This window comes from Pseudomonas sp. FP1742, from assembly GCF_030687145.1.
Taxonomy (GTDB): domain Bacteria; phylum Pseudomonadota; class Gammaproteobacteria; order Pseudomonadales; family Pseudomonadaceae; genus Aquipseudomonas; species Aquipseudomonas frederiksbergensis_D.
This window is the reverse complement of sequence record NZ_CP117460.1, coordinates 896656-916443: the sequence shown is the minus strand read 5'-3', so window position 1 is coordinate 916443 and position 19788 is coordinate 896656. Positions and strand designations below refer to the sequence as shown.

Below are 19788 nucleotides of genomic sequence, written 5' to 3'. Positions count from 1 at the left end.
CGATCGCAGGTTGTAAAAAAGCGGAGTGACGTATGGACACGTCACCCCGCTTCTTCATCGAATTATTCTGCGCGCTTTTAGTGGACACACTAAAGCTGTAGCTTACAGAAAAAGGCTTTTTTGGTCTACCGCCAATGAGCCCTAAAGGCCGGAGAATGCGACAGGACGTCGCTTGGCGGTTTAAAACCGGGCTCAAAGGCTATGTTTGAACCCGGTTTCGGCTGCATCTTAACGCAGGTCGAGCACGTCTTGCATGTCGTAGAGACCCGGCTCACGACCGTCCAGCCACAAAGCTGCACGCACCGCACCCTTGGCAAAGGTCATGCGGCTCGACGCTTTATGCGTGATTTCCAGTCGCTCGCCCTCACAGGCAAACAGCACCGTATGGTCACCGACCACATCACCACCGCGAACAGTGGCAAAGCCGATCGTTTCACGCTCACGCGCACCGGTATGGCCTTCACGCCCGTAGACCGCGACCTTCTGCAGATCACGATCCAGCGCATTGGCGATCACTTCACCCATGCGCAGCGCCGTACCTGAAGGTGCATCGATCTTGTGCCGGTGGTGAGCCTCGATGATTTCGATATCAGCCTCATCACCCAGCACGCGCGCCGCCATATCGAGCAGTTTCAGCGACAGGTTTACACCGACACTGAAATTGGCCGCGAACACAATCGCGATGTCTTCGCTCGCCTCGACCAGCAACTGCTTCTGCGCGGCATCCAGCCCGGTCGTGCCAATCACCATGGCCTTGCCCGCCCTGCGGCAGAATGCCAGGTTTTTCAACATGACTTCCGGCAACGTGAAATCGATCAACACATCGAACTCATCGGCTACCGCATCCAGCTTGCCGGACAACGGCACGCCAATACGCCCCAACGAGGCCAGTTCACCGGCATCCACACCAATCAGCGTGCTGCCAGGACGCACAATGGCTGCCGTCAGACCGGTCAGCGGCGCGCGCTGCTGCACCGCTTCGACCAGGATCTTGCCCATGCGGCCGGCGGCACCCATCACAGCAATACGTCGCATACCCTCTCCTTACAAGTCGCCGAAGAAGCGCTTCACGCCTTCGAACCAACCGGTGGTTTTCGGCGAATGACTATTGTCATCGGCCAGGGAGCTACGGAACTCTTCCAGCAGTTCGCGCTGACGACGCCCCAGGTTGACCGGGGTTTCGACCGCCACGCGGCACATCAGGTCACCAGCACCGCCACCGCGCACCGGCGCAACGCCCTTGCCGCGAACACGGAACTGCTTGCCGGTCTGAGTCCCTTCAGGAATCCTCAGCTTGACCCGACCATCCAGCGTCGGAATCTCCAGCTCGCCACCCAACGCCGCGTCGACGAAGCTGATCGGCACCTCACAGAACAGATGCTTGCCGTCACGCTGGAAGATCGCGTGCTCGCGCACATTGATCACCACATACAGGTCGCCGGTCGGGCCACCCTGTGCGCCGGCTTCGCCTTCGCCGGACAGACGAATACGGTCACCGGTGTCGACACCGGCCGGCACTTTCACCGACAGGGTCTTGTACTCTTCGACGCGACCTTCGCCGTGGCAGGAGTCACACGGATCGGAAATGATCTTGCCCTGGCCATGGCAGCGCGGGCAGGTCTGCTGCACCGAGAAGAAACCTTGCTGCATGCGCACCTGACCGATACCACCACAGGTCGGGCAAGTGATCGGCGACGAGCCTTTCTTGGCACCCGAGCCGTCGCACGGCTTGCAATTGACCAGTGTCGGAACGCGGATATTCACGGTTGTGCCGCGCACCGCTTCTTCCAGGTTCAACTCCAGGGTGTAACGCAGGTCGCTGCCGCGCTGCGCGCCGCCACGGGAACCGCCGCGACCGCCACCGAAGAAGTCACTGAAGACATCGCCAAAGATATCGGAGAAGTTCTGACCGCCAAATCCGGCACCGCCGCCGCCCATGCTCGGATCGACACCGGCATGACCGTATTGGTCATAGGCCGCGCGCTTGCTGGAATCGGACAGCACTTCGTAGGCCTCGTTGGCCTCCTTGAACATATCTTCCGACGCTTTGTCATCGGGATTACGGTCCGGGTGGTGCTTCATCGCCAGGCGGCGGTAGGCCTTTTTCAGGTCTGCTTCGCTTGAGCCACGCTCAACACCCAATACTTCGTAATAGTCACGCTTTGCCATAAGTCTTTGCACTCTTAAGGACGTTCGACAAACCTCTCCTGAGCCTCGTCAAACTCGTTGAGCCCCAATACAGGCCCGGACCCAACTCACGTCAATTCAACGATCCTGGTCTTTGATTCGATGCGGTACCTTCGGCTCGAAAAGCAGGAGCATTCCCGGCCATACCGCCAGCACCCGAGCGTTGTCGCATGCTGTAAAAATTCACTAACTCCAGACACGCCAACGCGGGAGCAAGCTCCCGCGCGGCGACATCCTACCAGTCACCGCCTGAAGGCAGTCAACCGGGCGACCAACAACTTACTTGTGGTCTTTGACTTCTTCGAACTCGGCATCGACAACGTCGTCAGCCTTTTCAGCCGATTCACCCTTCGGTGCCGCGCCTTCAGCTGGCTGAGCCTGCTCGGCGTACATTTTCTGAGCCACTGGCGCGGAGACCTTGGACAGCTCTTCAACCTTGGCTTCGATAGCAGCCTTGTCGTCGCCTTTAACAGCGGCTTCCAGGGCAACTACTGCCGCTTCGATTGCAGTCTTCTCTTCAGCGCTCACTTTGTCGCCAGCATCAGCGACCATTTTGCGCGTCGAGTGAACCAGGGCGTCGCCTTGGTTACGGGCGCTGGCCAGCTCTTCGAACTTGCGGTCTTCTTCGGCGTTCAGTTCAGCATCGCGAACCATCTGCTGGATTTCTTCCTCGGACAGACCGGAGTTGGCCTTGATCACGATCGACTGAGTCTTGCCGGTAGCCTTGTCTTTGGCGCCTACGTGCAGAATGCCGTTGGCGTCGATGTCGAAGGTCACTTCGATTTGTGGCACGCCACGTGGAGCCGGTGGAATCTCGGCCAGGTCGAACTTGCCCAGGGACTTGTTCTGTGCAGCCTGCTTACGCTCACCTTGCAACACGTGGATAGTCACGGCGCCCTGGTTGTCGTCGGCAGTCGAGAACACTTGCGATTTCTTGGTAGGAATCGTGGTGTTTTTCTCGATCAGCGCGGTCATCACGCCGCCCATGGTTTCGATACCCAGGGTCAGCGGGCTGACGTCGAGCAGCAGAACGTCTTTTACGTCGCCGGCCAATACAGCGCCCTGGATAGCAGCACCCATGGCAACGGCTTCGTCCGGGTTAACGTCTTTACGGGCTTCTTTACCGAAGAAGTCGGAAACAGCTTTCTGCACCATCGGCATGCGGGTCTGACCGCCTACCAGGATCACGTCGTCGATCTTGCTGACGTCGATGCCGGCATCTTTCATCGCGATACGGCAAGGTTCGATGGTGCGCTGAACCAGGTCTTCCACCAGCGCTTCGAGCTTGGCGCGGGAGATTTTCACGTTCAAGTGCTTAGGACCGGTAGCGTCTGCGGTGATGTACGGCAGGTTCACGTCGGTCGACTGGCTCGAGGACAGTTCGATCTTGGCTTTTTCAGCGGCTTCTTTCAGGCGCTGCATGGCCAGCGGGTCACCCTTGAGGTTCATGCCGCTTTCTTTCTTGAATTCGTCGACGAGGTAGTCGATCAGACGAATGTCAAAGTCTTCACCACCCAGGAAAGTGTCGCCGTTGGTGGCCAACACTTCGAACTGGTGCTCGCCATCGACTTCAGCGATCTCGATCACGGAAACGTCGAAAGTACCGCCACCCAGGTCGTAAACGATCACGGTGTGATCGCCCTTGGCCTTGTCCATACCGTAGGCCAGTGCGGCCGCGGTCGGTTCGTTGATGATACGTTTTACGTCCAGGCCCGCGATGCGGCCGGCGTCTTTGGTGGCTTGACGCTGGCTGTCGTTGAAGTAGGCCGGAACAGTGATCACCGCTTCGGTCACAGGCTCGCCGAGGTAGTCTTCGGCGGTCTTCTTCATTTTCTTCAGAATTTCGGCCGAGATCTGTGGCGGTGCCATTTTCTGGCCGTTCACTTCAACCCAGGCGTCGTTGTTGTCAGCCTTGACGATCTTGTAAGGGACCATCTGGATGTCTTTCTGTACGACTTCTTCGTCGAAACGACGACCGATCAGACGCTTCACCGCGTACAGGGTGTTATGCGGATTGGTCACTGCCTGACGCTTGGCCGACTGGCCAACCAGGATTTCGCCATCGTTGGCATAAGCGATGATCGACGGCGTGGTACGCGCGCCTTCAGCGTTTTCAATAACCTTGGCCTTGCCGTTTTCCAGCACGGAAACGCAGGAGTTGGTAGTCCCCAGGTCGATACCGATAATTTTGCCCATGTTCACTCTCCCGAAACTTTGGATTTGGATGCCGCAGCAGTGGTGGCTGACTGCGGTAGCACTTAAACGCTTGACTTCTAAATGGGGGCCTTGCGGCTAATTTCAAGCCTGCTCGTCAATCGAAGGCGAAACCGGCGCAGGCGCCTTGCTGACCACGACCATGGCCGGGCGCAACAGACGACCGTGGAGCTGGTAGCCCTTCTGAAACACTTTGAGCACGCTGTTTGGCTCGACGTCGGCGCTTTCCTGCATGGCCATTGCCTGATGATGCAAGGCATTGAAGGGTTCGCCTTCAGGATCGATCGCTTCCAGGTGATAGCGTTTCAGGGTGTCCTGGAACATTTTCAGGGTCAGCTCGATCCCTTCGCGCATCGAACGAATGTTTTCGTCATCAGGGCTGGACAGCTCCAGGCCACGCTCCAGGCTGTCGATGATCGGCAGCAGGTCGCCTGCGAATTTTTCCAGGGCGAACTTGTGCGCCTTTTCAACGTCCTGATCGGCACGACGGCGGACGTTCTGCAGATCGGCGGCTACACGCAAAGCCTGATCCTGCGCACCAGCCAATTGCTCTTCGAGCACTTGCACACGAGCCGCCAGGTCTTCACCCGAAGCCTCGGGGCCCTGGTTGGCGTCTAGATTTTGCGTATCCACTGTCTGTTCGTCAGCCATAGTTTTCTCCTTCCAATATCGTCCGCGAGCTCAACTCACGCTTCTGCCCCGGTATATGGGGCCGCAAAATCCAGCTTCAAGGGCTATCCGATGATTAACCCTACAAAAAACAGCTGCATTGTCATTCCCAGGTGCACTAAGGATTTCTTTAAAGCAAGCAAATCGACCTAAGAGGGGGCATTGTCAGCCGGAAACAAAACACTGTATAAATAACCAGACCTAAAGCCTGGGAGCGGCCTTTATGCTGGTGCACCTGTCCGTACACAACTACGCCATCGTTGAACATCTCGATCTCGAACTCGATCGCGGGATGAGCGTGATCACAGGGGAAACCGGCGCCGGCAAGTCGATCATGCTCGACGCCCTGGGCCTCACCCTGGGCGATCGCGCCGACAGCGGCGTGGTCCGCCCCGGCGCCGACAAGGCCGATATCCTGGCTACCTTCGACCTGATCGACATCCCGGAAGCCAGCGCCTGGCTGGCCGAACGCGATCTTGAAAGCGACGGCCCGTGCATCCTGCGCCGTGTAATTACCGCTGAAGGGCGTTCGCGCGGCTATATCAACGGCACCCCCTGCCCCCTCGGCGACCTGAAGGCCTTGGGCGAGTTGCTGATCGATATCCACAGCCAGCACGAACACCAATCCCTGCTCAAAACCGATACCCACCGACGCCTGCTCGACGAGTACGCCGGCGCCACCGACCTTGCCCGCCAGGTGCATCTGGCTGCCCAACGCTGGCGCCAGACCCGCCAGGAGCTGGAGCGCCTCTCCAACTCCGGCGACGAACAGCGCGCTCGTCATCAGTTGCTCAGCTATCAACTCGAAGAACTGGAGAACCTCGGTCTCGGCGAAAACGAGCTGGAGCAACTGGAACAGGAACACAAAAACCTGACCAACGCCGAAACCCTGCTGGGCATTTGCCGACAAGTGGTCGAACAATGCAGCGAAAGTGATTCCGGAAATGTATTGAACGCCCTGACCGCCAGCCTCAACCGTTTGTCGAGCGTAAACAATTCGATCGGTGCCCTGGGCGAAGCCAGCAGCCTGCTGACCAGTGCGCAGATTCAGGTTGAAGAAGCCGTGGGCGAGCTGAACCGTTTTCTCGACAATTTCGACGCTGACCCGGCCCGCCTTCAATATCTGGAAGAGCGCCTCGATGCCATTTACACCCTGGCGCGCAAACACCGCATCCAGCCGACCGAGGTCGCCGAGATGCAGCAGAAACTGCTCGATGAAATCGAAACCCTGAATGCCAACGACGAATCCATCGAACGACTGAGCGATGAGCTGGCCTCCTACGCCCGTCATTATCAGGAAAAGGCCCGGGAGTTGAGCGACCTGCGCCATCAAGCTTCAACCAGCCTGGCCAGCGCCGTGGAACAGGAAATCCAGCGCCTGGGCATGCCCGGCGGCCGCTTCACCATCGAACTGCGCCCCAACAGCAGCGATGAATTGCTGCCCAATGGGCTCGAACAGGTGGAACTGCTGGTGAGCGCCAACCCCGGGCAACCATTGAAAGCCCTGGCAAAAGTGGCATCGGGTGGTGAGCTGTCGCGTATCAGCCTGGCGATTCAGGTGATCACCGCACAGACTTCCCGCGTACCGACCCTGGTGTTCGACGAAGTGGACGTGGGCATCGGCGGCCCGACCGCCGAGATTGTCGGCCAGTTGCTGCGACGCCTCGGGGAACGTGGACAAGTTCTGACCGTGACTCACTTGCCGCAAGTGGCGGCGCAGGGTCATCAGCATCTATTTGTGCATAAGGTCCGCGGTGAAGATGCCACGCACACGGCCGTCTCCAAGTTGAGCAAGAATGATCGCGTCGAAGAAGTGGCGCGAATGCTGGGCGGCATCGACCTCACCAAGGAGTCCCTGGCTCACGCGAAGAAGATGGTCGTTACCGCGAAAATTTAAGAACGGCAGAAAGCACGAAGGCGACCCTGAGGTCGCCTTCGTTCGTTTCGCGAACCTGAAGTTCGCGCGACATGCTTACTTTTTCTTGCGCACGTACAGTACAAGATTGTGATCAACCATCTCGAAGCCATACTTGTCGACAATTGCTTTCTGGAGCCGCTCGATTTCTTCGTCGAAGAATTCGATCACTTCACTGGTCTCGACGTTGACCATATGGTCGTGGTGCTTGCCGTCGTCCAGCTCGAAGACCGCATGGCCTCCGTCGAAGTTGTGCCGCACCACAAGGCCAGCTGCCTCGAACTGGGTCAGAACACGGTAAACCGTGGCCAGACCGACGTCCTCACCAGCCTCCATCAGCGCCTTGTAGACGTCCTCGGCACTCATGTGGCGTTGCTCGGCGGAATCGAGCATTTGCAGAATCTTGACCCGTGGAAGGGTCACTTTGAGGCCGGCTTTGCGTAGTTCGCTATTTTCAACCATGGTCAGCTTTCTCGCGATGCTGCTTCGCAGCTTCTCTTAATGCGGGTATGATCGGCGTTTACGTTGTCCCAGCCAAGATAGTGGAAGTCGCCCACCGATGCAAAACACCAAGCTCTTGCTAACCAGTTTCACCTTTGTGGGACTGCTCGCACTCGCCGGTTGTTCATTCCCCGGGGTTTACAAAATCGACATCCAGCAGGGCAATGTCGTCACGCAGGACATGATAGACCAGTTACGCCCGGGAATGACCCGCCGGCAAGTACGGTTTATCATGGGCAACCCTCTGCTGACCGACACGTTCCACGCCGATCGCTGGGATTACCTGTATAGCCTGCAACCGGGTGGTGGTGAACGCCAACAGGAACGCATCAGCGTTATTTTCAACCCGAATGACCAGCTTGTCAGCCTCTCTGGTGACTTCATGCCGGGCGTAAGCCGCGACGAGGCCATTCTCGGCAAGGACAGCGGCACCTCCGTGACCAAGCCGGCAGAAAACGCCGAGAAGCCGAAACCAGAAAAACCGGTCAAGCCAGGCTCGTTGCTGGACCAGATCCAGAAGGACGTGGACAACGTAGAAACTGTCCCTGTCCCGACTCCAGAACCACTGGAAACCTCGCCGCAATAATTTGCGACGCAATAAAAACCCCGGCATGTCCGGGGTTTTTATTGTCTGGCGTTTAACCGAATCACTGATTCCGGGCTTTGGCCTCGGCCGCTTTGGCCGCACGTAACCGGCGCACCTCTTTCGGGTCGGCGAGCAACGGCCGGTAAACCTCGATGCGCTCCCCTTCCTGAACCTGGCGAATGGCCGGTTCCGCGATCACTTTGCCAAAGATCCCGACCGGACAACTGGCCAGATCCAGCTCAGGAAATTGACTGTTCAGGCCGGACTTGAGCAACGCATCCCGTACCGTGGCGCCCACCGGAACCGTCACGCTCAACAGCACCTGACGATCAACGGCGGCATACACCACCTCGACCTTGATCATCGCCTCAACCATGCATCTGTTTCGCGCGCTGGCAGAATGCGTCCATCAACGTATTCGCCGCCTGATTAAACAAAGGCCCCAACGTTGCACGGACCAGCGGCCCCGAATAGTCGAAGGACAAGTCCAGACTGATCTTGCAGGCCTTCTCGCCCAACGGCTTGAACACCCAAATGCCATGTAACTGGCTGAAAGGACCTTCTTCGAGGTTCATCTCGATCGAACGACCGGGCACCAGGGTATTACGCGTTACAAAATGCTGACTAAGGCCACCCTTGGCCACGCCAACACTGGCGCGCATAAGCTCAGGGGAGCTTTCCAGAACTTCAGCCGACGAGCACCACGGCAGGAATTCCGGATAGCGGGCCACGTCGTTGACCAGGTCATAAAGCGCTTGCGCCGGATACGGCAGCAGGGCCGAACGTTGAATGTGCGTCGTCATGTCAGCGTTACTTCCACAGCTGAGCGGCAAACACTACAAGAATGCCGATGGGCGCCACATAGCGCATCAAGAACAGGGACAGGGCGAACAGCACAGGGCTACGGATCGACAACTCGTCGCGCACCGCTTCCCGCCCCATCACCCAGCCCGCAAACACCACGAAACACAAACCACCGAGTGGCAACATGATCCGCGAGGTGAAGAAATCGATCACCCCAAAGAAGTCCAGGCCACCGGCTGCTCCCCATTGGTAGAGATGGAACAGCCCGCCTTCGTTCACGAAAAATTTCGCCTCCTTCCATATATTGAAGGAAAACACGGTGCCCAGGCCGACGAACCAGCAGGTGAATGCCAGCCAGAAGGTGACCCAGGCGCGACTGATTTTCGTGCGTTCAACCAGGTAAGCCACCATCGGCTCGAGCAGGGAAATCGCCGAACTCCAGGCCGCAATCGCCACCAGTACGAAGAACACTACGCCCATCAACTGGCCAAACGCTACGTTACCGAAGGCAAATGGCAGGCTGACAAACATCAGGCCGGGGCCTTCGCTCGGGTTCAGGCCCGCAGCGAACACAATCGGAAACAATGCCAGACCGGCCAACAGCGAAACGAAGGTGTCGAGCAGCGCCACACCGACGACGGTTCCGGAAATCGATGAATGCTTGGGCATGTAGGCGCCGTAGATCATGATCGAGCCCACACCCACGCTTAGGGAGAAGAACGCGTGGCCCATGGCCGGAAGCAAGCCATCAAGCACCTTGTCCGGGTGGAAGTCGAACATGAAATGCACGCCTTCCATGAAGTGCCCCGTGGTCATGCTGTAACCCAGCAGGACAACCACCATCACGAACAGCAACGGCATCATGATCCGCAGGCTGCGCTCCAGCCCGGCGACCACGCCTTTGGCAATCACCAGGGCCGAGAGGAGCATGAAAATCGTGTGCCAAAGTGTCAGGCGCCATGGATCGGCGATCACATTGCCGAAATACGCGCCGACCTCGCCCGCCGTCACCCCCTGGAAGTCACCACGACCCATATCGATGATGTAATCCAGCGACCAACCGCCGACCACACTATAAAAAGAAAGAATCAGCAACGCGGTGATCATCCCGGCAAATGCGCCCCAGGACCACTTCGCCGAATGCCCCGCCTCCAGCGCCAGAACCTTCAAAGCGTTGGCCGGGCTCTGCCGCGCGCGCCGGCCGATCAGGGTTTCGGCCAGCATGACGGGCATACCGATCAGCGCGATACAGGCCAGGAACATCAGCACGAAGGCTCCGCCACCGTAGACGCCAACCATGTAAGGGAATTTCCAGATACTACCCAGCCCCACGGCCGAACCGGTCGCGGCGAGTATGAAGACCCAGCGGCTAGCCCAACTGCCGTGGACAGAAACCTTGTCTGTCGACATCGTTATCACGCCCAAGCGTTCAAAAAAGAGGCCGCATTGTCCGGGATTCAATCAACCTGCTCAAGCACGTAGCGTCACCGTAGCCTACTCGCGCGCAACTCCCTATAATGCCGCCCCTATGGCTAAACAGAAGAAACACCCAACAGGGACCATCGCGCAAAATAAAAAAGCGCGACACGATTACTTCATCGAGCATAAGTTCGAGGCTGGTCTGGTCCTGGCCGGCTGGGAAGTAAAGAGTCTGCGGGCAAGCAAGCTACAACTGGTTGACAGTTATGTACTGCTCAAGGATGGCGAAGCCTGGCTGCTCGGCAGCCATATCACGCCCCTGACGACCGCCAGCACCCACGTCATTGCCGATCCGGTACGCACCCGAAAGTTGCTGCTCAACCGGCGCGAGCTGGAAAAGCTGGCCGCTGCCGTGCAGCAAAAAGGTTACGCCTGCGTATGCCTGTCCTGGTACTGGAGCAAGCACATGGTCAAGTGCGAGATCGCTCTGGGCAAGGGCAAGAAGGAATACGACAAGCGTGATACCGAACGCGAACGCGACGCCGGTCGTGAATTGCAGCGTGCAGTGCGCAACAAGGGCAAGGAAGACTAGATCTTTCGCCTTTAGACCGCTTTCGCGAGCAAGTCGGATCACCCCACCGCCACTCCCACATAGCCTGTGGATGCCGACATTTATGTGGCAGACCCGGCACCTGTGGGAGCGGGCTTGCTCGCGAATGCAATCGCACAATCACCACAAAACCAACTGACTACATCCCCTTGCGCCGCTCCGCCCGAGCCATGCGCTGCACTTCCTGACGCACCTCTTCCAACACTTCCTGCACATACAAAATGTGCCGACTGGAAACTTCCCGCGCCTGTTCCGCCCGCCCCTCGATAATCGCCTGGTACAACTCCCGGTGCTGCGCGATCAGCATGTCACGGGTTTCAGTACGCTGTTTGTACATGCCGCCGATGTTGGTCACCACGTTGCGCTTGAGCAGATCGAACAGCCCGCGAATGGTGTGCAGCAACACCGCGTTATGACTGGCTTCGGCAATCGCCAAATGAAAATTTGCGTCCGCGGCGCCCTCTTCCGCCCGGCTCACTTCGTCATGGCGCGAATAGCAGTCCTGCAACGTGTCGAATGCAGCCGTCAGCCGCTCGCGATCCACATCGGTGGCGCGCAGTGCCGCGTAGTAAGCGCAGGATGCTTCCAGGGTATGGCGAAATTCCAGCAAATCGCGCTGGGCCTCGGGGTTACTTTCCAGTAGATGCAGCAGTGGATCGCTGAACGTCGAACCCAGGGATTCCACCACATAGTTGCCGCCGCCCTGACGGCTGACCAGCAGCCCTTTGGCCGTCAGTTTTTGTATCGCTTCGCGCAACGAAGGGCGTGACACGCCGAACTGCTCGGCCAATGCACGCTCTGCCGGCAGGCGTTCGCCAGCCTTCAAGGTGCCCTCGAGAATCATCCCCTCGAGTTGCTCGACAATATCGTCAGACAAACGGCGCTGCCGAATCTGATCAAACCCCATCACTCAATTCTCCACGATCCCGGCGGTTCGCCGGGCTCTCTATTCTGGCCTATTGGCGCTGCGCCAGCACCTACCAGACGACGCTTGATCGAACGGATCAGATGCGTTCTGCACCGCTCATTCGACAAAAGTTTTAGGGCGGCAAATTGACACACCGCCTCCAAGGCTTTTACCCTAGCCAACAGCGATTGTAAATTGGTATTACCAATTAACCAAGAACGCTGACCAGTGCCTGACCAACAACAATTAGGGGCCACCCCATATGCAAACCTGGCAACAGCTCTACAGCCCGCTCGGCAGTCTCGGCGTGTCCGCACTCGCGGCCGTCATTCCCATCGTATTTTTCTTCCTGGCTTTGGCCGTGTTCCGGCTCAAAGGCCACGTGGCCGGCAGCATCACCCTGGCGTTGTCCATTGCCGTGGCAATCTTCGCCTTCCAGATGCCGGTCGATATGGCTTTCGCCGCCGCCGGATATGGCTTCGCCTACGGGCTGTGGCCGATTGCGTGGATCATCGTGGCAGCGGTGTTCCTCTACAAACTGACGGTCAAGAGTGGCCAGTTCGAAGTGATCCGCAGCTCGGTGCTGTCGATTACCGATGACCAGCGCCTGCAAGTGCTGCTGATCGGCTTCTGCTTCGGCGCGTTCCTGGAAGGTGCCGCCGGTTTCGGCGCACCGGTAGCGATTACCGCCGCACTGCTGGTTGGACTGGGCTTCAACCCGCTGTACGCCGCCGGCCTGTGCCTGATCGCCAATACCGCGCCGGTGGCTTTTGGCGCACTGGGGATTCCGATCATCGTCGCCGGGCAAGTGACCGGTATCGACGCGTTCAAGATCGGCGCCATGACCGGTCGCCAGCTGCCATTGCTGTCGCTGTTCGTGCCGTTCTGGCTGGTGTTCATGATGGATGGCCTGCGCGGCGTTCGCGAAACCTGGCCAGCTGCGCTGGTGGCCGGCTTGAGCTTTGCCATCACCCAATACTTCACCTCGAACTTCATTGGCCCGGAACTGCCGGACATCACCTCGGCGCTGGTCAGCCTGATTTCCCTGACACTGTTCCTGAAAATCTGGCAGCCAAAACGCGCTGCGGGCGCGCACATCGTCGGTGCCGTCTCGGCGTCCGTGGTCGCCAGCGCCGGCGGTTTCGGCCAACCGCGCACCACCGTGGCGTCACCCTACAGCCTGGGGGAAATTTTCAAAGCCTGGTCGCCGTTCCTGATCCTCACCGTACTGGTCACCATCTGGACGCTGAAACCGTTCAAGGCAATGTTCGCCGCCGGCGGCTCGATGTATGGCTGGGTGTTCAACTTCGCGATCCCGCACCTGGATCAAATGGTGATCAAGGTCGCGCCGATCGTAACCAACCCGACAGCGATTCCGGCGGTGTTCAAACTCGATCCGGTTTCCGCGACCGGCACGGCGATTTTCTTCTCGGCGCTGATCTCGATGCTGGTGCTGAAGATCAACCTCAAAACTAGTCTTACCACTTTTAAAGAGACCGTCTACGAACTGCGCTGGCCGATTTTGTCCATCGGCATGGTGCTGGCCTTCGCCTTCGTCACCAACTACTCGGGCATGTCGTCGACCATGGCCTTGGTACTGGCTGCCACCGGCGCGGCGTTCCCGTTCTTCTCGCCATTCCTCGGTTGGCTCGGCGTCTTCCTGACCGGCTCCGACACCTCGTCCAACGCGCTGTTCAGTTCGCTGCAAGCGACCACCGCGCACCAGATCGGCGTCAACGACACCCTGTTGGTGGCGGCGAACACCAGCGGCGGAGTGACCGGCAAGATGATTTCACCGCAATCGATCGCCGTGGCCTGCGCCGCGACCGGGCTGGTGGGCAAAGAATCGGATCTGTTCCGCTTCACCCTCAAGCACAGCCTATTCTTTGCAACGATTGTCGGCCTGATCACTTTGGCTCAGGCCTACTGGTTCACCGGCATGCTGGTGCACTAAGCACTACACGCCACACGGAAAAAACCGACGCCGGGCTACAGCCCCGGCGTCAGCTATTCACAACCGGGTCTGCAAGGCTGCTGAAAGCTTCTCTCTCTATATTCAGCAGCCTCAGCGGACGGATAACCGGGACCACCCGGAGACACGCCTGATGAGCGAGCTTTTTTACAACGCTGTGCCGAACGCGACCCGCGTCGCCCCGCCACTGCCCGAACCTCGGCAATACCCCAGCGAAAAACCGTCACGGGTGTACCTGTTCGGAACCTGCGTGGTGGATCTGTTCTACCCCGAAGCCGGGATGGACGCGATCCACCTGCTGGAACGCGAGGGCATTCGTGTCGAATACCCGCAAGGGCAGAGCTGCTGCGGGCAACCGGCCTACACCTCGGGTTACACCGAACAGGCCCGGACCGTGGCGCGCTCGCAACTGGCGTTGTTTGCCGGGGATTATCCGGTGGTGGTGCCGTCGGGCTCTTGCGCGGGCATGTTGCGCGAACACTATGCCGACCTGTTCAAGGACGAGCCGCAAACGCTGCAACAGGTCCAGGCCCTCGCGGCACGGACTTACGAACTCGCCGAGTTCCTGCTGTTTGTCTGCAAGGTGCAGCTCAAGGACAGCGGCGAACCGGTGAAAGTGGCGCTGCACACGTCGTGCTCGGCACGCCGTGAAATGAACACCCACCTGCATGGCCGTGAGTTGTTGGCGCAGCTGAGCAACGTGGAGCGAGTCGACCACAGCCACGAAAGTGAATGCTGTGGCTTTGGTGGGACTTTCAGCGTCCGTATGCCGGATATTTCCGGTGCGATGGTGGCTGACAAGACCCGTGCGTTGAAGGAATCCGGTGCGCACAAGGTACTCAGTGCCGATTGCGGTTGCCTGATGAACATCAACGGCTCGCTGGAGAAACAACAGGAAGCGTTGCGCGGTCAGCATCTGGCCAGCTTCCTTTGGCAGCGTACCGGAGGTGCCCGATGAGCAGCTCCACGATTATTCCTACGGTTGCCGTAGAAGAAGATTTCCGCAGCCGGGCTCACAAGGCTTTGGCTGACACGCAACTGCGAAACAACTTTCGCAGCGCGATGGATTCACTGATGAGCAAACGGGCAGCGTCCTTCAGCGATGCCCATGAAAGAGAACATTTGCGAGCGCTGGGTAATGCGGTCCGCGCCCGTGCATTATCCAAGCTGCCCGACCTGCTCGAGCAGCTTGAACAGAACCTGACCCGCAACGGTGTGACAGTGCACTGGGCGGAAACGGTGGACGAAGCCAACGGCATCGTCTTGTCGATCATCCGCGCTCACGAGGGGCGGCAAGTGATCAAGGGCAAATCGATGGTCAGCGAAGAGATGGAGATGAACCATGTCCTCGAGGCTCAAGGCATTGAATGCCTGGAGTCGGACATGGGGGAATACATCGTCCAGCTCGACCACGAGAAGCCTTCACACATCATTATGCCGGCGATCCACAAGAATGCCGGTCAGGTCGCGTCCTTGTTCCACGACAAACTCGGCGTGGAGTACACCAAGGACGTTGACCAACTCATTCAGATCGGTCGCAAGGTCTTGCGGCAGAAATTCTTCGAAGCCGACATTGGCGTCTCCGGCGTCAACTTCGCCGTGGCCGAAACCGGCACCTTGCTGCTGGTGGAAAACGAAGGCAACGGCCGCATGACCACCACGGTGCCGCCAGTGCACATCGCCGTCACCGGCATCGAAAAGGTCGTGGAAAACCTGCGCGACGTGGTCCCACTCCTGTCGCTGCTGACCCGCTCGGCCCTGGGCATCCCGATCACCACCTACGTCAACATGATCTCCGGCCCGCGCAAGGAACATGAACTCGACGGCCCACAGGAAGTGCACCTGGTACTGCTAGACAACGGTCGCAGCCAGGCGTTTGCCGACAGCGAATTGCGCCAGACCCTGAACTGCATCCGCTGCGGCGCCTGTATGAATCATTGCCCGGTCTACACCCGAATCGGCGGCCATGCCTACGGCGAGGTTTACCCTGGGCCTATCGGAAAAATCATCACCCCGCACATGGTCGGCCTGGCGAAAGTCCCCGACCACCCGAGTGCATCTTCGTTGTGCGGCGCCTGCGGTGAAGTCTGCCCGGTAAAAATTCCGATCCCCGCATTACTGCGTCGCCTGCGGGAAGAGAACGTCAAAGCCCCGGACAGCCCCCATCAAGTGATGCGCGGTCAGGGCAGCAAGTACTCGCGCAAAGAACGGTTTATCTGGAACGCCTGGGCCAGGCTCAACAGTTCGCCAACGCTTTATCGCCTGTTCGGCTTCTTCGCCACTCGCCTGCGAGCGCTGACACCGAACAACGTCGGCCCATGGACCCAGAACCACAGCGCACCGAAACCCGCGGCCCGCTCACTGCATGACATGACCCGCGAGCATCTGGCCAAACAGGGGGACCGTTGATGAGCGCCAAACAAAATATCCTCGCCAAGTTGCGCAACAGTCTGACGGGCACCACACCGGTGGCTGACAACTTCGATGTCGAACTGCTGACCGAGCCCTACACCTACACGCCGGAACAACGCATCCCGCAACTGCGCAAACTGATGGAAGCGGTGCATACCGAAATCCATCTGACGTCCAAGGAAGGCTGGCCCGAATTGCTCGCGCAACTGCTGCGGGATCGCCAGTTGCCGAGCCTGCTGATTGCGCCGACGACGCCCCACGGGCAACGCATCACCGAGCATTGGGCGAAAAATCCTGGCCTGCCAGCGCTCAAAGCCTACAACCGCCCGGTCGAGGAATGGAAAGCCGAGCTGTTCAACGACACCCCGGCCAGCCTGACCACCACCCTCGGTGCGATCGCCGCGACCGGCAGCCTGATTCTCTGGCCGACGCGAGAAGAACCGCGCTTGATGAGCCTGGTGCCGCCAGTGCATTTTGCCCTGCTCAAGGCCAGTGAAATCCGCGACAACTTCTATCAGGTGCAGCAGGAATTCGAATGGGCCCAAGGCATGCCGACCAACGCCTTGCTGGTGTCCGGCCCGTCAAAGACTGCCGACATCGAGCAAGTGCTGGCTTATGGAGCCCACGGCCCGAAAGACTTGGTGGTTCTGATCCTGGAGGACCAATGAGTCTACCGGCGACTTTTCTGCGCGATGCGCAGCAACTGATTCCTGAAGCACGACGTTTCGACGATCCGCTGTCGACCCTGGCCTTCGGCACCGACGCCAGTTTCTATCGGCTGATTCCAAAACTGGTGATCCGCGTCGAGTCCGAAGACGAAGTAGTGGCGCTGCTCAAACTGGCGCAACGGGACCACGTCCCCGTGACCTTCCGTGCCGCCGGCACCAGCCTGTCCGGCCAGGCCATCAGTGACTCGGTGCTGATCGTGCTGGGGGATAATTGGAACGGTCGCGAGATCCGTGGCCAGGGTACGCAAATCCGCCTGCAACCGGGTGTGATCGGCGCCCAGGCCAACGCCTGGCTGGCACCGTTCGGACGCAAGATCGGTCCGGATCCGGCGTCGATCAACGCCTGCAAAATCGGCGGCATCGTCGCCAACAATGCCAGTGGCATGTGCTGCGGCACGGCGCAAAATACTTATCACACCCTGGCCGGGATTCGTCTGGTGCTGGCCGATGGCAGCCGTCTCGATACCGAAGACGCCGCCAGTGTGGCCACGTTCCGGGAGAGCCACGCCGAACTGCTTGAACGTCTGGCGACACTGGGCCGCGAGACCCGCGCCAATGCTGAACTGGCTGCGAAAATTCGCCACAAATACCGTCTGAAAAATACCACCGGGCTGTCACTTAATGCCCTGGTGGACTTCGACGAGCCTGTGGATATCTTGAGCCACTTGCTGGTGGGTTCCGAAGGCACGCTCGGGTTTATCAGCGCGGTGACCTACGACACAGTGATCGATCACCCGAACAAGGCATCGGCGCTGATTGTGTTCCCGGACGTGGAAACCTGCTGCAACGCGGTTTCCGTCCTGAAAAGCCAACCAGTGTCGGCCGTGGAACTGCTGGACCGTCGCAGCCTGCGCTCAGTGCAGGACAAGCCCGGCATGCCGGCTTTCGTACAACAACTGTCGGCTAACGCCTGCGCCCTGCTGATCGAATCCCGCGCGGCCTCTTCCACTTTGCTGCAGGAACAACTGGCGCAGATCATGGCGTCGTTGACCGGCTTTCCGGTAGAGAAACAAGTCGACTTCACCGAAGACCCGGTGGAAAACGCCCGGCTCTGGGCGATCCGCAAAGACACCTTCCCCGCCGTCGGCGCGGTGCGCAAAACCGGCACCACGGTGATCATCGAAGACGTGACCTTCCCGGTGGAACAACTGGCCATCGGCGTGAACCGCTTGATCGAGCTGTTCGACAAACATCACTACGACGAAGCGATCCTTTTCGGACACGCCCTGGAAGGCAATCTGCACTTCGTCTTCACCCAAGGCTTCAACAGCGCGGAAGAAGTCGCACGCTACCAGGCGTTCATGGACGACGTGGCGCAGTTGGTGGCCGTGGAATTCGGCGGTTCGCTGAAGGCCGAACACGGCACCGGTCGCAACATGGCGCCCTTCGTCGAACTGGAATGGGGCAGCGACGCCTACCAGTTGATGTGGCAGCTCAAGCGCCTGCTCGACCCCAACGGCATCCTCAACCCAGACGTGGTGCTCAGCGACGATCCGCAGATCCACCTCAAACATCTGAAACCGTTGCCGGCCGCCGACGAGATTGTGGATAAGTGCATCGAATGCGGTTTCTGCGAACCAGTGTGCCCGTCGAAAGGCCTGACCTTGAGCCCACGTCAGCGCATCGTGATCTGGCGCGACATCCAGGCGAAGAAGCGCGCCGGCATAGACACCGCCGAACTGGAGCAAGCCTACGAATACCAGGGCATCGATACATGCGCCGCCACGGGCCTGTGTGCACAACGTTGCCCTGTAGGCATCAACACCGGCGAGCTGGTGAAAAAGCTCCGTGGCCGTAACGCGACCCATACGAAAACCGCCAACTGGATTGAAGGCAATTTCGCCACTGCGTTGCAAGGCGCGCGCTTCACCCTGCATGTCGCCAACGGTGCGCGGATGCTGTTGGGGGCACCACGCCTGGCAAAACTGTCGGCAACGTTGACGCGCTTATCCAAAGGCCAGGTCCCGCAATGGACCGACGCCATGCCTCAACCGGAAAAGGCCATTCGCTTCAGCCCGAGCGTGTCGGACGAACGCCCTCGGGTGGTGTACCTCGCGGCCTGCGTGTCGCGGGTCATGGGCCCGGCGGCGGGTGATAAAGAGCAAATGTCGCTGTACGACAAAACCCGTGGCCTGCTGGAAAAGGCCGGTTATCAGGTCGTCTTTCCAGACAATCAGGACAGCCTTTGCTGTGGCCAGCCATTCGCCTCCAAGGGCTATGCCGAACAGGCCGAACACAAACGCCAGGAGCTGATCGGCGCACTGCTGCACGCCAGCCGTGGCGGGCTCGACCCGATCTACTGCGACACCAGCCCCTGCACCTTGCGACTGGTTCAGGACCTGGGCGACGTGCGGCTGGACCTGTATGACCCGGTGCGTTTCATTCGTACGCATTTGATGGATCGACTGGACTTCACCCCGCAGGAAGCGCCGATCGCGGTGCATGTCACATGCAGCACTCAGCACCTCGGCGAGAGCCAGGCGTTGATCGATCTGGCGCGCAAGTGCAGTCACAACGTGGTCATTCCGGAAGGCATTCACTGCTGCGGTTTTGCCGGGGACAAGGGCTTTACCACGCCGGAACTGAACGCGCATTCGTTACGCACGCTGAAAGACGCAGTTCAGCAATGCAGCGAAGGGATTTCCACCAGCCGCACTTGTGAGATCGGTCTGACGCAACACGGTGGAATTGACTATCACGGGCTGGTCTACCTGGTGGATCGGGTGACCCGGGCCAGAGCGTTTTTACCCAATGCCAGTTAGTTAAACGCAATCCCTGTGGGAGCGGGCTTGCCCGCGAAGACGGCAGCACAATCAACATTGATATTGCCCGACACACCGCTTTCGCGGGCAAGCCCGCCCCCA

At 59.2% G+C, this 19788-nt stretch carries 17 protein-coding genes; 8 read left to right on the top strand and 9 right to left on the bottom strand.

Features of this window, described 5'->3' with window-relative positions:
• Positions 1-228: 228 nt before the first annotated feature.
• From dapB to grpE, 4 genes are all read right to left on the bottom strand, one after another.
• Entirely contained in the window at positions 229-1035 is an 807-nt protein-coding gene (dapB, locus tag PSH64_RS03945; protein WP_105340002.1) for a 4-hydroxy-tetrahydrodipicolinate reductase, read from the bottom strand.
• A gap of 9 nt (positions 1036-1044) precedes the next feature.
• Positions 1045-2169, bottom strand: coding sequence for a molecular chaperone DnaJ (gene dnaJ / locus PSH64_RS03940; RefSeq protein WP_105340001.1), 1125 nt, complete (start codon positions 2167-2169; stop codon positions 1045-1047).
• 297 nt (positions 2170-2466) lie between these two features.
• Positions 2467-4383 (bottom strand): molecular chaperone DnaK, encoded by a 1917-nt coding sequence (gene dnaK, locus PSH64_RS03935; RefSeq protein ID WP_105340000.1) that lies wholly within the window; start codon positions 4381-4383, stop codon positions 2467-2469.
• A gap of 102 nt (positions 4384-4485) precedes the next feature.
• Entirely contained in the window at positions 4486-5052 is a 567-nt protein-coding gene (gene grpE / locus PSH64_RS03930) for a nucleotide exchange factor GrpE (protein WP_105339999.1), read from the bottom strand.
• Between the two features lie 241 nt (positions 5053-5293).
• Between grpE and recN the strand changes: the two genes are divergently transcribed.
• Positions 5294-6967 carry a DNA repair protein RecN gene (gene recN, locus PSH64_RS03925; RefSeq protein WP_305480015.1) on the top strand — a complete coding sequence of 558 codons (1674 nt, stop codon included), beginning with the start codon at positions 5294-5296 and terminating at the stop codon, positions 6965-6967.
• Between the two features lie 75 nt (positions 6968-7042).
• Here the strand turns inward: recN and fur are convergent, their stop codons facing one another.
• Positions 7043-7447 carry a ferric iron uptake transcriptional regulator gene (gene fur, locus PSH64_RS03920; protein ID WP_003197684.1) on the bottom strand — a complete coding sequence of 135 codons (405 nt, stop codon included), beginning with the start codon at positions 7445-7447 and terminating at the stop codon, positions 7043-7045.
• Positions 7448-7544: 97 nt separating this feature from the next.
• On the opposite strand from fur, the gene PSH64_RS03915 reads away from it, so the two are divergent.
• Positions 7545-8072, top strand: coding sequence for an outer membrane protein assembly factor BamE (locus PSH64_RS03915; protein WP_105339997.1), 528 nt, complete (start codon positions 7545-7547; stop codon positions 8070-8072).
• 61 nt (positions 8073-8133) lie between these two features.
• Here PSH64_RS03915 and PSH64_RS03910 read toward each other — a convergent pair whose 3' ends face one another.
• The 3 genes from PSH64_RS03910 to PSH64_RS03900 are packed head-to-tail and all read right to left on the bottom strand — an operon-like array spanning position 8134 to position 10286.
• Positions 8134-8448 (bottom strand): RnfH family protein, encoded by a 315-nt coding sequence (locus tag PSH64_RS03910; RefSeq protein WP_105339996.1) that lies wholly within the window; start codon positions 8446-8448, stop codon positions 8134-8136.
• The gene (locus PSH64_RS03905) at positions 8441-8875 is read right to left on the bottom strand and encodes a type II toxin-antitoxin system RatA family toxin (RefSeq protein WP_105339995.1); all 435 of its coding nucleotides are present in this window, start codon (positions 8873-8875) and stop codon (positions 8441-8443) included. The genes PSH64_RS03910 and PSH64_RS03905 overlap by 8 nt, the downstream gene beginning before the upstream one ends.
• 7 nt (positions 8876-8882) lie before the next feature.
• Positions 8883-10286: a sodium-dependent transporter gene (locus PSH64_RS03900; RefSeq protein ID WP_305480012.1), complete on the bottom strand. Its 1404-nt coding sequence runs from the start codon at positions 10284-10286 to the stop codon at positions 8883-8885.
• A 118-nt stretch (positions 10287-10404) separates the two neighbouring features.
• Between PSH64_RS03900 and smpB the strand changes: the two genes are divergently transcribed.
• Positions 10405-10887: an SsrA-binding protein SmpB gene (smpB, locus tag PSH64_RS03895; RefSeq protein ID WP_007933497.1), complete on the top strand. Its 483-nt coding sequence runs from the start codon at positions 10405-10407 to the stop codon at positions 10885-10887.
• A gap of 157 nt (positions 10888-11044) precedes the next feature.
• On the opposite strand, the gene PSH64_RS03890 is transcribed toward smpB, so the two are convergent.
• Positions 11045-11812, bottom strand: coding sequence for an FCD domain-containing protein (locus PSH64_RS03890; protein WP_105339993.1), 768 nt, complete (start codon positions 11810-11812; stop codon positions 11045-11047).
• Positions 11813-12074: 262 nt separating this feature from the next.
• Between PSH64_RS03890 and PSH64_RS03885 the strand changes: the two genes are divergently transcribed.
• The 5 genes from PSH64_RS03885 (at position 12075) to PSH64_RS03865 (ending at position 19686) form a co-directional block, all read left to right on the top strand.
• Positions 12075-13766 carry a lactate permease LctP family transporter gene (locus tag PSH64_RS03885; RefSeq protein WP_305480010.1) on the top strand — a complete coding sequence of 564 codons (1692 nt, stop codon included), beginning with the start codon at positions 12075-12077 and terminating at the stop codon, positions 13764-13766.
• Positions 13767-13917: 151 nt separating this feature from the next.
• Positions 13918-14742, top strand: coding sequence for a (Fe-S)-binding protein (locus PSH64_RS03880; RefSeq protein ID WP_105339991.1), 825 nt, complete (start codon positions 13918-13920; stop codon positions 14740-14742).
• Positions 14739-16193, top strand: coding sequence for a LutB/LldF family L-lactate oxidation iron-sulfur protein (locus tag PSH64_RS03875; protein ID WP_305480009.1), 1455 nt, complete (start codon positions 14739-14741; stop codon positions 16191-16193). The genes PSH64_RS03880 and PSH64_RS03875 overlap by 4 nt, the downstream gene beginning before the upstream one ends.
• Positions 16193-16864, top strand: coding sequence for a lactate utilization protein (locus tag PSH64_RS03870; protein WP_305480007.1), 672 nt, complete (start codon positions 16193-16195; stop codon positions 16862-16864). The genes PSH64_RS03875 and PSH64_RS03870 overlap by 1 nt, the downstream gene beginning before the upstream one ends.
• Entirely contained in the window at positions 16861-19686 is a 2826-nt protein-coding gene (locus PSH64_RS03865; RefSeq protein ID WP_305480005.1) for an FAD-binding and (Fe-S)-binding domain-containing protein, read from the top strand. Before PSH64_RS03870 ends, PSH64_RS03865 begins: the two co-directional genes overlap by 4 nt.
• The last annotated feature ends 102 nt before the right edge of the window (positions 19687-19788 follow it).